General features: G+C 36.9%; 13 protein-coding genes. 5 read left to right on the top strand and 8 right to left on the bottom strand.

What is annotated here, in order from left to right; genetic code table 11:
• The 5 genes from QNJ50_RS05535 to QNJ50_RS05515 all read left to right on the top strand — a co-directional run.
• Positions 1 to 1,013, top strand: a 1,013-nt coding sequence (locus tag QNJ50_RS05535; protein ID WP_366914217.1) for a type III-B CRISPR module-associated Cmr3 family protein, incomplete at its 5' end; no start/stop codon positions are given.
• A gap of 2 nt (positions 1,014 to 1,015) precedes the next feature.
• On the top strand, positions 1,016 to 1,909 hold the full coding sequence (cmr4, locus tag QNJ50_RS05530; protein ID WP_300633004.1) for a type III-B CRISPR module RAMP protein Cmr4: 894 nt from the start codon (positions 1,016 to 1,018) through the stop codon (positions 1,907 to 1,909).
• Between the two features lie 3 nt (positions 1,910 to 1,912).
• Positions 1,913 to 2,311, top strand: a complete 399-nt coding sequence (locus QNJ50_RS05525) for a hypothetical protein (RefSeq protein ID WP_300633003.1) — start codon at positions 1,913 to 1,915, stop codon at positions 2,309 to 2,311.
• A complete protein-coding gene (locus QNJ50_RS05520) occupies positions 2,308 to 4,317 on the top strand; it encodes an RAMP superfamily CRISPR-associated protein (protein WP_300633002.1) in 2,010 nt (669 codons plus the stop codon). Before QNJ50_RS05525 ends, QNJ50_RS05520 begins: the two co-directional genes overlap by 4 nt.
• 111 nt (positions 4,318 to 4,428) lie before the next feature.
• On the top strand, positions 4,429 to 5,250 hold the full coding sequence (locus QNJ50_RS05515; protein ID WP_300633001.1) for a hypothetical protein: 822 nt from the start codon (positions 4,429 to 4,431) through the stop codon (positions 5,248 to 5,250).
• 663 nt (positions 5,251 to 5,913) lie between these two features.
• Here QNJ50_RS05515 and QNJ50_RS05510 read toward each other — a convergent pair.
• The 8 genes from QNJ50_RS05510 to QNJ50_RS05475 form a co-directional block, all read right to left on the bottom strand.
• Complete coding sequence (locus tag QNJ50_RS05510) at positions 5,914 to 6,987, bottom strand: tetratricopeptide repeat protein (RefSeq protein WP_300633000.1); 1,074 nt, start codon at positions 6,985 to 6,987, stop codon at positions 5,914 to 5,916.
• 50 nt (positions 6,988 to 7,037) lie between these two features.
• Positions 7,038 to 7,820 (bottom strand): 16S rRNA (uracil(1498)-N(3))-methyltransferase, encoded by a 783-nt coding sequence (locus QNJ50_RS05505; protein ID WP_300632999.1) that lies wholly within the window; start codon positions 7,818 to 7,820, stop codon positions 7,038 to 7,040.
• A 220-nt stretch (positions 7,821 to 8,040) separates the two neighbouring features.
• Positions 8,041 to 9,957: a sulfite reductase, ferredoxin dependent gene (gene sir, locus QNJ50_RS05500; RefSeq protein ID WP_300632998.1), complete on the bottom strand. Its 1,917-nt coding sequence runs from the start codon at positions 9,955 to 9,957 to the stop codon at positions 8,041 to 8,043.
• Between the two features lie 445 nt (positions 9,958 to 10,402).
• A complete protein-coding gene (locus QNJ50_RS05495; protein ID WP_300632997.1) occupies positions 10,403 to 10,939 on the bottom strand; it encodes a hypothetical protein in 537 nt (178 codons plus the stop codon).
• A 641-nt stretch (positions 10,940 to 11,580) separates the two neighbouring features.
• Positions 11,581 to 11,910 carry a divalent-cation tolerance protein CutA gene (gene cutA, locus QNJ50_RS05490; protein WP_300632995.1) on the bottom strand — a complete coding sequence of 110 codons (330 nt, stop codon included), beginning with the start codon at positions 11,908 to 11,910 and terminating at the stop codon, positions 11,581 to 11,583.
• Between the two features lie 378 nt (positions 11,911 to 12,288).
• The gene (locus QNJ50_RS05485; RefSeq protein WP_300632993.1) at positions 12,289 to 13,281 is read right to left on the bottom strand and encodes a transposase; all 993 of its coding nucleotides are present in this window, start codon (positions 13,279 to 13,281) and stop codon (positions 12,289 to 12,291) included.
• Between the two features lie 22 nt (positions 13,282 to 13,303).
• Entirely contained in the window at positions 13,304 to 14,185 is an 882-nt protein-coding gene (locus QNJ50_RS05480) for a hypothetical protein (RefSeq protein ID WP_300632991.1), read from the bottom strand.
• A 154-nt stretch (positions 14,186 to 14,339) separates the two neighbouring features.
• Positions 14,340 to 14,999, bottom strand: a complete 660-nt coding sequence (locus QNJ50_RS05475; protein ID WP_300632989.1) for an Npun_F0813 family protein — start codon at positions 14,997 to 14,999, stop codon at positions 14,340 to 14,342.
• Positions 15,000 to 15,320 lie beyond the last annotated feature (321 nt).

Below are 15,320 nucleotides of genomic sequence, written 5' to 3'. Positions count from 1 at the left end.
TACGCACCCTCCTTCCCAAAACTACAAATCAAAAACAACGTACCAAAAGAGACATAAATTTTTTCGGTCCTTTTTTATTAGATGAGAACAATACAGTTTGGTTAAATACACCTAAAGATTTAATCTGCATGTATGAGGAAAAACATGATCGTAAAACTACAGGTGACAATTGGAAATCGATACAAAGAATAAAACCATTCGATAAATCAGATCGTACTTGGTCACACTTAGCATTTAATATCCCCGATGAAAAACTTTTCCCAATGGTTGCAGAACCAGGGAATGGAAAGATTGGTAAACCAAAACCTTGGATCAAAGCAAATGCTTTGGATAAATATCTCAAGGGTGATAACGACTTGTGTAAATCTGACTTTACAGATAATCCCTGGGGAGTACAGATATTACCTCATACCCAAATGCAGGATGATGTTAGACAAGTAAAAGACTCAGATGGCTATTTTACCGAAGTCGCGGTGAGAATAAAATCCGGATGGAAATTTGTCGCAGCAATAGATCGAGAAGTTCCAGAAGGGATAGTACGTTTGGGTGGAGAAGGACACCGAGCGATGGTTTCTAAACTATCGGATGAATCTAAGCAAACAATCGCTCAATTATTTCAGAAACTCTGTCAAAATAATCATTCATCTGAATCAGCAAGCTTTGCGTATTTACTCACTCCAGGATTAGCAGAAGTAGAAAAAGCTTTATATGGCAGTTATCCTACAGCATGGAATAGAAATTTAAAAGGCTGTGCGACCGACAAAGCTTTGTTGTGGGGAGGAGTATCCACACTACGTATAGATGAGGAGGATAAAACGACAAAACAAAAAACAACAAGGGAAGAATTTGCATTGCTACCACAACGGGCTTTTGTCCCACCAGGAACTGTGTATGTGTTTGATGGTCAAGTACATTATAATCAGCGGTTGTTACCTGAAAACCAGGGTAGACGATGGGTACAAACCTTAGAAAAGCTTAATTATGGAAAATTATTATGGGGAAAGGTTAATTAGTTATGAATTATCTAACTTACAGTTACTTATTAACTCCATTGCATACAGGTGCAAGTAGTCAAGCAGGAAATTTAATAGGAATAGCACGGGAAGCACAGACTGAATTTCCTTACATTCCATCTTCTTCTATACGAGGTAAAATTCGCTCTAGTCTCGAAAGTAATCCATCAATTAAAGCAGAAGCAAATAGTTTTTTTGGCGAACGGATTAAAAACGGTAGTCAACCAACAGAAGGAGAAGTATGGTTTGCAGATGCAACCTTATTATTATTTCCTGTTGCATCTTTTAGTCATCAATATGTATGGATAACTTGTCCTTTGTGGTTGAGTCGATGGAATCGTTGGTTACACAATCAAGATTTGCAAAAGTTAATAGCAGAATGTAGAACTCATCTTGATCAAGATGGGGGTAAAAAAGTCGTTACATCAGTAAAAGGAAAGCAAGTATTTTTACAAGGTGCAATTCTTAAAGAAGAAGAAATTAGTCCATTAAAGAAAGAAGATAGTTGTTGGGATATTTTCAAAGAAATTCCTGATAGTAGTGGAATTTTAAACCTCAAGGAAAAATTAGTAATTTTAGCAGACCAAGATTGTGCTGCTTTGGTTGAAATTGGGTTGCACCGAGAAGTAAGAATTACTCTCAAAGAAAATGAAAAAATAGTAGATGGTGGTTCCTTTCGCTCAGAAGAAGCAATTCCTTCCGAAACAGTTTTATTTTTTCCTTGGGGAATGAAACCAAATAAAGATGAAACTCCAACTCAAGAAGCGCGCAAACTATTATTAGAAATTTTAAATGACCGCTTGCAATTGGGAGGACTAGAAGGTTTAGGTCGGGGTTGGACAGAAAATAAAACGGTTAAAGTAGAAAGAATTTCAACTAAAGTAGAGGAAAATTAAAAAATGTTGAAATTAGATACGCGGGATTTTAGTCGTCATGCTTACGATGGACTATTAGAAGTTCAAAAAAAAGTTCGTTCTAGCGACCATAAAAAAGCAAGTGGAATAGTTCAAAGTATATCTGCATATATCTCAACTTGGGGACTACATCGTCTTTGTGGAGATGGATTGAAATACATGAATGCACGTTCCGAAGACACGCACTACAAAGGTCAAATTTACCAACAGTTTTTAAAGACTTTGCGGGAGTTAAGTCAAATTTCTTTTGCTTATGACAATGCAAATAGTTTAATCAATATGGACTTACAAGTATATACAGGATTAAACCGTTTAGCAATTGAATTAGCACGGGAGTGGTCTTTTTGGGCTGTACCAATTTTAGGTGAGGCTGAACAAGAATGAACCGTAATTCCAGAACGAAAAATAATAAATCACCTAAATTACCTCTTGATATTTGGCTTGAGTTTGTCAAATTAGAACTCAAGAAACAATCAAAACTTGGAACTTGGCTAAATTCTGCTGTTTATGGTGGATATGAAAGTGAATCCCTGACCCTGACTCTCTATTTTAGTGATGACACCATACGCAAAAATGTACAGGGAAAACACAAAGCTATTCAACATAGACTTAAAGACCAATTTGGATTGTTGTGCGATCGCATATATTTTAAAACTGGTGATGCTCCTACAACTTCCAAAACTCCAATAGATATCAAAACTATTAATAATAGTCGCAAATTAGGAAACCCCTTACAAACACTATACTGGACAGAACCAAATCTTCTTGATGAGAAGGACGAAGCGCAGCGAATGCGAATTCTCGAAAATACCGTAGCTGCGGAACCGAGTTGTAAGGAAATATATACTAAATTGTGCGATCGCACTCTCAAGTTAGTAGATAATAAAGAAGAAAATACCCTTAAAGTCGCCTTCAATTGGCGTTTACGTGTTGGTGGTACGCGGGGTTTTAGGGAATTACTATTACCCATATTGCATCCAGTGTTTGGAATACCTTACATCCCTGCTTCTACGTTAAAGGGTGCTGCGCGTGCTTGGGCAAAAAAAAATGGTGCATCAGCAAAAGTATATGAAATTTTAGGAATGCTTGAAGGTAAAAATGCAAAAGCTGCAAAAGTTGAATTCTTAGATGCATTCCCTACTAAACCTTGCTTAAGTATTGATATCGCTACACCCCAATGGTCATGGGACGGTAATAAAGTTAAATATCAACCTGTTCCCCATTCATTTTTGAGTTTACAACAACCGGTATTTTTAATTGGGTTGCGTCTAACAACAAGAGGTAAAGGAGATCCAGATGCAGTCAAAACGGTAAAAGAATGGTTAGAAAATGCACTTGCTGAAGGTATTGGTTCTCGTGTTAGTAGCGGCTACGGACTGACATTAAATAAACCCAGTAATTCTCAGTCTAGTTATAAATCTGCGAATTATGAATTTGAACTGTGGACTCAAGGAATGTATGGTTACAATCCTCCATCGGAAAAAAATAAATATCAAGGGGATGCTGAATTTCGTCCGAGTGCTGTTAGAGGAATTTTAAGGTATTGGTTTCGTGCAGTTGCATTAAGTTTATATGATGTCCCCACCTGTCAAACTTTAGAAACTGAATTGTTTGGTGAACTAGGTAAACAAGGTAAACTTGCTCTTACAACAAAATTTAACAACTTATCTCGACCTAATGAAGGATTCTATTGCTATGATGGGAGAATTTATTTAACAGCAACCGAAATAAAGTATCTTCATCTTGCGAAACAATTATTAGTTCTCGCTTCCCATCTAGGAGGAGTAGGTAGAGGTTCAAGACGACCATTACATTTACTAAATGAAAGAATGCGTGGTTGTCATTGGGAAGTTATTGATAATAATTTATCCCTTACTTATGATAAAAGTCAGTGGCGTAGTTTCTTCACAAAAATAGAAAAAGCCTTCCAACAAGTTAAAAAATCGACAACAAAATATACGAGCAATCCCGGTTCTCCAGGTAAACGACAGCAAGATGTATTAGATCGAAATGCTCAAGTTTGGTTAGTTAAATCACCCGATCAAATTCCACCCAAACAAGTTAAAAATTGGCAGACTGAAGGTGATAAAACCAAGGTTAGAGGTAACGCATTAGATTTTTTCTATAGCGAACAACGCTTTAAAGGTGTAGGTAACGGAAATGGTAATGGGAATGGAAAGAGTAATGGTAACGAGAATGTTGGTGGTAAATTAGGAACACCTTCTTACGTTTGGATCAAATCAGTTTTTCCTTACCAAAAGCAGCCTTATCAAGTTGTGACAATTTTTGGTTGTAATCATCCAGATAGAGATAAATATGCTCAAGAATTGGATAAATTAAGAAGACATAATCAAGCAATATTAGTTTTTCCCTCACAGGATAATGAGTAAGCTAGTGGTTAGGGTTGTAGAGTTGACATGCTTAGTATTGTCTCGAGACTTTTCTTCCTGTCTATAGTGATAAAACCAGTATGATGTTCAACAAGTGCTACAAACTATCTTATGCATTTGCTCAACTTAACTGATTTATCTCATCTTTGGGATTTTATCATTGCCCAAACCCCAACACCTAACCCCACAGTCTCACCCCAACCGAACCCAACAACCACTTCTAATGATATTGAATTACTCAAAGCTCAGATAGAATTTCTGAAAACTACAAATGCTCAACTAAATACAAGCTTTACCAAGTTTGTTGAAGCAATGAAATTCACCTTATTTTTCTTCACATTTTTAGGTGGATTTTTAACATTCATTTTCGGTAAAAACCTGAATGATGCCAAAAACACTGCTAAAGAAGTAATTAACCAAGAAGTAAAAAGTAATATTACTAATTTAGTAACAGTAGAAATAGAAAACCTAAAACGAACCTTACAACGAGAAAAGGTTGTCTCTTCAACAGTTGTGGATTATTATTTACCAATTAATGAACGAGAACCTGATGATTGTATTTTATTACGAAAGCGGGGATTCCTAAAGGTACGTTTTTGGAATAAAAAAAGACAACCCAAAAAGCCAAGTGGTGATGTTTTTGTATTAGATTTACTAAATTCCAATCTGCTATCGCAAGGATTTGCTGGTTTATCAGAAAACGATATCAAACAAAGACGTGAAGCGATAGTAAAAGAGCAAATAGATTTGATTTTAAATTTTTTAGAAAATACAACAGTTTTGGTAATTTACGTCAAAGGAAGATTTCAAGCAATCGATGATTTAGCAACACGGGTTAGTTTTCATTATATTCCTGTAAATGCAACTATCAGCTTGATGGGAATTGTTGCTGATTCCGCTTATGTTGCTTATGGGGAGAAGAGTGTAGTTTAAAGACGAAGTAAGTCACTTGCTATTCTTCTCTCTGATAAATCTCAATCCATAAATTGTATTAAGAGCTTTAGTTATATAAGCGATATTTTTATTTTCTCAGTCCCTAAAAGCTTTGTATAGTAGGCATTAGAGAAATTGTACTTACCAAACATCAAAAAGGATTACCTCCTATGGGTAAATTATGAATTACCAAAAATAGGAGTTTACTGATTGTGGAGGTAACTCACATATTTTGAAATTCGATAAATTTGATGACTTACAATTATTGCACAATAAGGGTTTGATCAAATTTTCCAACTTTTTTGTCTTTTCAAAATGTTGTTTAGTATCGTAAGTTTGGAAAATTTTCCAACTTTATTTTTTTGTGATTGAAATAGATAATGTATTTAATGGGATTACAGCCCCTGAAATTTTCCAACTTTTTTGTTTTTATACAACAGCCTGAGAACGCGCAATAACTACGTTACGCTTCCGCTAGGCGCGTTTGGACGCACTACGTGTTTGGGGACGCAGCTTCGGCTGAACACCGCAGGTGCGTGTAAACAGCTTTGCTTCGTATAACACCAATGTCCTAACCTCTAAATACGTAGTGCTATACAAGGAAAGTTTGAGCGCCATATAAAGGTTGGTCAGGGTAATACAAATGGAAAAATAACATCTGTATTAGTGAGAGTTTTTAACAAAAGCCAATCCACTATATAATTGAAATGCTGCGTCCCAATTCGTTTTTTCCCGCCTAATTAAATTGATATGGGGTTGAATTTTATTTAGTAATTCTGCTCGGTCAAGTATATTTTCCGCAAAGGTATTAAAATCTGAACAAATTTGAATCTTCTGTAATTTTTTTTCCAGAGATGTAAGTAAATTATTCCAGTTTATTCTAATTGTATTTTGGCTGTTTTGAGGAGCTATATTTATACCCTGTTGATATTCATAGCCATTATCATAAAGTCGCAAAATACAATTTCGGTTGGGAAGGTGTAAATCATAAAATTGAAAATAATCCTGAGTTTGAGTTTTGCGTTCTAATTTACCCCGCACATCTCGATCTACAACCTCTTCAAATATTGGTAATAACCCTTTAACACATTGCTTGACTTCTGACCAATCAAAACTAAGGGAACCAAGTCGATTTTCTCGATCATGACAAACAACAGTAGCTTTTGAATCTAACTGAGTAAAATAATTAACTTGAAAAACTTGTATTTTCTGGATATCTGCTAATTTTGCCCAAAAACAAGGTATTGTGGCATTCAATAATTGTTGACCGTAAAATTTTAATTCTCCCACCATCCCGCTACGGTATAAGCGCCATCCACGACTTGGTAATAATAATCTGGCACTATAAGCGTCTATTTGCATGATTTGAGCAAATTTTTGTGCTGCTTGAGTTTTTATTTCGTTGTTGAGAGCTTCTAAGACTAAAACTCCTTGTTCGGTGTTATCTGGTTTAGATGTTGCTTCAGCTATGGCTTCTTTTCTTTTTTGCTCCTGGATTTTTTCTAGCCTTTGTAGGGCTTCACGAGCAGCAATAACTATTTTCGCCCCCACTGTATGTCTGAGTAATTGTCGATAAACCTTTTCTGCTTCTTGGTATTTCTCTGTGACTTCATACAGTTGTCCCAAGTGAAAAAGTACCCAAGGATCTTCTGGTGATTCTTTGAGAAGTTTTTTGATTAACTTAGCTGCAGTACGATAATCCTTGATTTTGAAGGCGTCAGTAACTTGCTTTATCATACTCTTAGCACCAAAATAGCTGGTTTATAGATAGATATTAGATGATGTGCCTAAAATTTAACATCAACATTTTCTATTGCAATAGATTCTAATGCAGCTGCTACTACAGATAAAGCAAAAATTGGTGCAGTTACAGATCTTAAAATTCTTTTTCCCAAAGAAACTGTTTGAAAGCCAGCTTCTGTTGCTAATTCTATTTCTTTTTCTGTCCATCCTCCTTCTGGTCCAGTTGCAAGCCAGATTTGACAGGGTTTTTCTTGTTCAACAGTATATTTTTGATCGGAAACACAAGCCAGCAAGTGAGGAGAATCACCACGGGCAGTACAAATATATTTTTTCTGTTGAGCGACAGAGTTTTCCGAATCTGGGAACAATGACAAGCTTTGATGGAAGTTTACTGGCTCGAGAATATTAGGGACAAAAGCTCGTTCTGACTGCTCAGAAGCTTCCTGAGCTATTTTTTGCCAGCGTTGAAGTTTTTGGGGACTGGGTTTAAGTAAGGTTCTCTTACTGATTATTGGAGCAATACAGCTTACTCCCAATTCAGTACAACAACGTACGATCTCGTCAAATCCATTTTTTGGTAAAGCTGAGATGAGTGTAATTGAAATAGGTAATTCTTGATTTTCGACCTCTAGTTTTTCTAATACCCGTGCTTCTTCGCCCCTGAGTTGTGTTAACCACCATTGACCCTCACCATCCATGGCGATGAATTTACTACCATCTCCTAAGCGCAGTACGCGACAGAGATAATGCTTTTGTTTTGCTGTCAGTACAATCTGTTCTTGTTGTTTTTGGAATGGTGCGATCGCAATCCTTTGCAGTTGTCTCATGCAGTTTTGGGAGCGTATTTCAAGAGAGGGGAGTGTGGGTAGTCTTAGGAGTGTAGGAAGAGAACTTGTGATTTTTGATTATATTGTTTTTAATTTTAGGATTATTTTTAATTTTAGGGGCACACCGCAGTGCGCCCCTAGATAGTAATATTTTTTGCCAAAAATCTAGTTAAAAAGTTTAGCAAAAAGTTATTAGCAAAAAGCTTCTAAGAAAGAGATATCAACATTTAATGTTCAAATATTCTACGACTGCTTCATTGACTAAATCAGTCATTGACTTACCCTGGGAATTAGCAATCTCTTTGAGATGGGTGTAAATCTCATTGCGTACAGTGATTCTGTGACTGGGCTTGCGTTTATTATTACTTGTCTCAGGCTTGTAATTTTCTGAAAACTTGCGAATTTCGTCAAAGCCTACTCGAGCACAAAAATCACCAAAACTTTCTTCTTGTTCCCGAGAGTTTCTAAAGTAGACAAAAATTGGTTCGAGGAAACTTTCTAATTCATCAATAGGTAGTTTATTAACGTATGGTTCTGCAAGACGACTTTGATTCGGTGAACCTCCCAACCAAATTTGATAAGCTTCGGGAGCGCTACCCACAAAACCAAGTTCAGCCATGTAAGGACGGGCGCAACCATTAGGACAACCTGTCATCCTAATTACAAAATGCTCGTTTTTTAAACCAACTTTATTCAGTAACTTCTCAATGCGTTGCAAGATGCTGGGTATTACTCTTTCTGATTCAGTAATAGCTAAACCGCAGGTTGGTAATGCAGGACAAGCCATTGCATAACGCACTAAAGAATTAACTTTTTCTGGGTTAGTATTAACACCATTATCTTTGAGTATTTTCTCAATGGCGACTTGATTCTCTGGCTCGATGTCGTAGAAAATTAAGTTGTGATTTGGTGTAAGGCGAATCGGTAAGTTGAATTGCTCAACAATTTCTCTTGCGGCTGTTTTTAATTGAAAACTACCTTCATCTTTCACGCGTCCGTTATCAATCGAAATTCCGACAAATAACTTACCATCACCTTGTTCGTTCCAACCAAGGAAATCTTTATATTTCCATTCTGGTAAGGGCTTAAATGCTTCTAATGGTTTGCCAAAGTATTTTTCTACCATAGACTGGAATTTCTCTACACCCCAGTCATTAATTAGATACTTTAGTCTGGCATGACGACGATTAACGCGATCGCCGTAATCTCTTTGGGTTGCAACAACAGCTTTAACTAAATCGTATACATCTTCTTTCGCAACATAACCGATAGGATCTGCGGCTCTAGCAAATGTTTCTTCTTTATTATGAGTTCTTCCTAAGCCACCACCAGCAAAAATATCAAAACCTTCTAATTCATCCTTATCGTTGGTTATTACAACTAAGGTTAAATCTTGGGTGTATAAATCTACGGAATTATCACCGGGGACAGTAACGCAAATTTTGAATTTGCGTGGCATGTAGTGAGTGCCGTAAATTGGTTCCGGGCTATCATGAAATATGGTACCATTACCGTTACGTTCTCTTACTGCTTTGATTTGTGGGTCTTCTTCTCCACTAATTGCTTTTTCCCCATCCAACCAAATTTCGTAATAAGCTCCGGTTTGGGGCGTTAACAAGTCAGCAATATTATTTGCATATTCCCAAGCGTACCGATACTCGGGTTGATTTTTAAATGGAGCAGGTGGAGCCATAACATTACGATTGAGATCGCCGCAAGCACCTAAGGTAGAACCCATACTTTTAACAATGGCAGCAATTGTTGCTTTCAGGTTCTTCTTTAAAATTCCATGTAGCTGAAAACCTTGGCGAGTTGTGACCCGCATCGTATTGTTGCCATATTCATTAGATAATTTATCTAAAGTCAAATATAGCTGTGGTGGAATAAATCCTCCCGGACTGCGCGTCCGTAACATAAACTGGTAATCTTTCTCCTGTCCCTTAACTCGATTATCGCGGTTATCCTGCTGATAAGAACCGTGAAACTTGAGGATTTGAATTGCCTTTTCGCTAAAACGGTTTGTATCTTCAAGTAATTCAGTTGCTACAGGTTCGCGTAAAAAATTACTATTTTCTTTGATACCTTCGATTTTGGAAGGTTTACGATTTGCAATTTCGGGAGGAGCGGATTTAACCATTGCTGTTTTATCGTCTTCTTAAATTAAGCACCACAGTAACCGAATTTAGGAACTGAGAATAAGAACCATTTCGGTTTAATAATTTCTTGTAATCTAATAGCAATAGCAAATTAGATAATATTTTTATATTAACATGCGAAAAAGCTGGGTTTTTCAGCGATGCAACACTTAACAAACCCAGCAATAACTTTTACTTACCCATTAAGATTTATGAGTCAGTGAGAAAAAATAATACTTCAAGACATTGAACATATCTAAGAGGAGTAGTAGAAAAAGTTTATCTCAATATCAAAAATACACAATGAAAAGACCAAACGGCAGCTTAGACTCAATTAGTTTCCAAGCATAAATAAATTGATAGTTATTCAGATATTTCTAATGTCTTGTGATGGGGATAATGTGATTATTAGGTATCCTTTGAAGTCAGATAAAACCTAGGAATTATTTATTTGAAGCGATAACCTAAACCACCACCAACATTAATTGCAGAAGCGGGACTGTTTTCATAAGCATCAATACCTACAGTTGCATTGGAGTAAATGAGGAAATTTTTGCCAACTTCAGTTTCAACACCAGCAGTAACTGCTACAGAATCTTTATTTCCTAAGGGTGTTGGCTGACCATTTTTTTCCACAAAAGAATAGCCTGCAGCAACGTAAGCATTAGTGTTTTTAGCAATTCCTGCATCTACTGAAACTTGAGGCACGATGGCAGTTGTGTCATCACTAAATAAAATTTGAGTTCGAGCAGAAAATGGAGATTCGCCTAGCTTTACCCGACCCGTTATGTTACCACCAAAAGTTGCTGCGCCTCCACTTTGCCCACCATTAGTTACTCCTGCTGCAAAACCCGCACCAACATAACTTGCATCGGTACCTTTTTTGGGTTGAGCAGATGCTTGTTCTGCTGACATAAATCCTGCGGTGATGGAAACAGCTGACAAAGCAGAAATTACGACAAAAGACTTGAATAACTTATGCATAATTCAAAATTTTTTTTGTAGGGGTTGCCTTTAAATACCATGTCGAAAAATAGACCAGAAGGTTCCATAAGTTTCCGATGATTTTGTGATTTTTGACTAATAATATTTGTGTGGTTTCTATGGTAAATTTACTAGTTTTTAGATATTTTATGATTCTTTACTTCAAATATCTTGATTTGCCCTCAGTCTGTAGACATTTTTTATACTTGCACAATGTTGCTATCTCAAAAAAATCATGATGAATTAGATAAAAATCCATAATCATGAAATAAGATATATATTTGCCCGTTGTTGCAACAGAAATTCAGTTTGAAGCTTGATGTTTTACTGCCAATAGAACAGGGAATGTTGAATAAAAATAGCGGGTAAATTTTAGTTACTACTATATTTCATTGCTACTACAAATTTGCACTATTTTTTTATAGTTAAGGTTTGAGAAGTTTGATTTTGTAATCACCAATAACTTGCTAGCTTGGCAAAACTAGCTTATAAATATCAGATTATCTTTCATTGGGGTGAATTAGCACCTATCATTAGTTCCTCATTGGCGATTTGTGAATTAATTTTCAGCTTTGGTCTCAAGGTTGGTCTCAGAAGGATTAATCTCAAAAGGGTCGGGTCGTGCTCAAAAATCTGAAGCGTTATTGAGTCACCTGATTTAACATCCATTGTAAGTAAGGTTGAGAGCCATTAACTATAGGTATAGCAATAATCTCTGGCACATCATAGGAATGAAGCTCTTGGATTTTCGCTTCTAATGCTGGAAATTGACTAAGTTTTGTTTTAATAATAAGCTGCCATTCCTTATCTTTGTTTACCTTACCTTCCCAAACGTAAACAGAACAGTGAATCGGTAGGATGTTAACGCAAGCAGCAAGTCTGAGTTCTACCAACGCAGTAGCAATATTTTCTGCTTCCTCTTGAGAACCTGCGGTGACTAGTACTACTGTGCAATTATTATCCCCATCCATTATTCCATTCCTCAAAATTTGCGGCAACTGAACAGTTCGTAGTTAGGGGTTCATCCCTTAATTAGGGTATTAAAATACCTAGTAAAACCTTAAATTTATTCTTTAATTGTGACGCTTGCGTAATTCTTGGTAATGCTATAGCGCTACGCGCAAGTAAAAAGTAAAAAGTAAAAAGCTTAATACATAACATATGGCTTTTAGGGTTAATATATGTCCTAACTTAGCTTCGTAGTGCTATATGTTCGTAGATTAGAGACGCGAAATAGTGACCTTGCGTTCACTCAATACCTGCACGCTGGCGCTAGGTACTCACGCGTCTCTACAACTGTATAGTTAAAGCACCTAAATCATCGGAGCAAAAACATATACAAACGACCACTAAACACTGACCGCTAAAGAATAAACCTGACCATCAATTAACAGCCGAGTAATACCTTTAGCCTGCAAGTGATAGCGAGCTTTATGCAGCATTTTGCTGTCGGGAACCTTAATCACGCGATCGCGTTTGGTAGAAAACCGCTTGGCGATTCTGTGATTATCAAATATGGGTAGGGTTCTTTGTTGATTTTCCAGGTTAGGAATTTCACCCAGATCGCCAAATTCCTCTAAGGGGCGGGTAATTAATTCCGCAGAACGATCTATAACGATATAGCAGGTTCTAGGTAAACTAGCTGCAGAAAGTGGTAAAACTTTGATTAATGGATCTCCGCTAGAACGAGTCCTGGTAACAAAGGGACGATTCCAGTCATCTTCATCTTCATCAAAGTCATCATCGAAATCATCTTCGAGATCGTCTAAATCATCTAATTCTTCAGACTCATCGAGCAAATCTTCACCGAGCATTTCAGCGATGATTTTCGGAGTGCGACGCTCATCTTCTTCTTCTTCTAACAACGGTGAGGGAATATTAGCAATTTCAGCTTCTGGTTCATTATCGCCAAATATTTCTAACTGTTGTGAGTATATTACCGGACTGGGGGTAGGAGTAGGAATCGGAGCAGCAGTCGTAGCAGAAGAACGCCGCTTTACTCTTCTCTCCCCACTCGTAACAGCTTTTTTCTTCACCGGTGCGGGTTTTTCCCGTTTCTTTGGTTTTTCTGATTTCTTCGGCTCTTCTGGCTCTTCTATTTCTTCTTTGGCGAATACAGGTATATTCTCATAATTTACCTGTGCTCTTCCTTCCGGAGTTCTAGCCGCTCGTTTTAAAGAAACAAGATATTCGTACTCATCTTCAGGAAGAGTACTTTTGAGCAACCGACTGATGGTCGAATTACTCACCCCATAACGTTCCGCCAGAGTTGAAGTTGTTTCAGCACTCTCCCGGTATAACTTAAGGATCTCTTTTTTGTCTGAATCAGTTAGTTTTCTCACCTGTAGACACCTGCTTGTTACGTTAAGCTCTTTTGCGCCCGCGCTCCCGTCGGGAACGATTTAATGATGCGTCATACTCTAAAGCTGCACCCATACCAAATAAAACTCCACTCAAGACCCAAAATACTTCTAATATGTCACCACTTTGATAATCTGGTCTGTTACCAGCATATTTAAACCACATATCTGCAATGTAGAGAAAAAATGATGCAAATGCAATCATTCGCCAAGACATGGCTATTCTTCCACCCCAAAATGCCAGTAACAAAGTAGTAGCAATCATAATTAGTAAAACATCACTCACCACATAAAACCAATTTACAAATTGAAAGACATTTTGCTCCCATGGACTTAATTGGGCTGCTATTTGTTGGTTTTCTGGCAAATTGGAAAGTAGCCAAACTAAGGCGCTACCAAAAGCACCAATAGCTAAAACAATAATCCATTGCCATGCTTCTAGATTAATCCGTCGAGAAGCTACTGCCACAATCATACCTACACCCAGTAAAATATAAGTCAGCACAAAAAATATATCGCCTAGGGAAAGGGTGGGTTCTTTTTTTAAGACTATCTCCTGAAATCCAAAAAAGATTCCTCCTAGGAAATAAGAAAGCATTCCCATCCCAATCGCAAGCCAAACATTTCGACTGCTGACAATTTTACTACTCCGCCAATTGCGCAAGCATAAAATTCCTGCAAATAAGTAAGCGAAGGCTTCAAGAATATTTGTTCCTAGTACATACCATTCGGCACGTCTAAGAATTCCTTCTGTATTTGGAACTTTAGCACTGAATAGTAAAAAATATAAAATTGCTAGCACAGCCCAAGCAATATTGGCTAACACGATGTTTTGTGTATTAAAAATAGATTTTTTTCTATATGAATTTTTGTAAACGTTAATCATCAGATTTTATTGTGCGAAACATCCTCTATTCCGTGTTTTAGCTTATATTTGAGCTGGTTCGCACCCTTTCTGAATGCATTGGTTTAAAGTGAATGTTTTTGGGATAAACACACAATTCTGACCTCAGAGATAATACCTGATTTTGATGCTAAAGTTAATGCCAAAGTTTCTTTAAAGAAGATTCATTCAACCATTGAGTAAACTGCGATCGCTCTTCTTGTGGCATATCTTGTAACTTTTCTGCTACAGGATGTGCAAAGTTAGTATTACCAAAGTAAGATTTTCCCAATCGATGTAATTCCTGCAATAATGTCACGATATGTGTTTCCTGCCAGGTGGGAACCTGCACTGTTTGGAATGGATCGAAATTAAGTAATAACTTCACCCCTTGAGGCGTGGTTACCTGAGGAAATTTATGTTCGCCAAAAAATCTGGCAATATCTTTCTCGAATAATGAGGCTTGCTTAGAACCTAAAAATTCTTCAATATCGAGGTAAATTGCTTGTAACAGCAAAATACTACCTTGAATCAGGACTGCAATGTTTTGACGTTCGCTGGAATCATTACCTAAATTGTCGATACGGACTTTACCCCAAATACTATAGCGTTCTATTTCTTCTAATAATACGCATGCTTTACCCCGGTTATCAGTTAATTCTCGCCATAAAGCTTTTGCTTCTTCTTCTTGGGAAGCTGGAAATACCTTAATTAGGCGAAAAGTTTGTTCTTGATAGTACAGGATTGGTACTTGCTGGTCTCGTTTGGGGTGTAGAACCGTGGAGATTTCAACATCCTCCCGTTTAAGAATAAACATGGCTTAAGGGAATTAAGTAAGGAGTAAGGAGTAATGAGTAAGGAGTAATGAGTGGGAATCAAAACACCTGGGTATTTAAGTTATGGAGTTGTTATTTGCAGTTAGTCTGTTGTTTTAAGCTAATTACTTAACATTTTGTTTGATATCACAATATACATAAATTTCCTTATAAATAGAAAGCTTATAATGTATAAATTTTATTGCTCGTCATTCATCATACTAACTGCGCTCGGGTATAGAATCCATGAGTAAATTTCTGAATATTGCTTTTTGTTAGAAATAGATATATAATCCGAATGCTGAATTTATTGTCAGTATCTA

This window comes from Mastigocoleus sp. MO_188.B34, from assembly GCF_030065675.1.
Taxonomy (GTDB): Bacteria; Cyanobacteriota; Cyanobacteriia; order Cyanobacteriales; family Nostocaceae; genus Mastigocoleus.
Note: the sequence above shows the minus strand (reverse complement) of the source record. Positions and strands in the feature narration are given on the sequence as shown.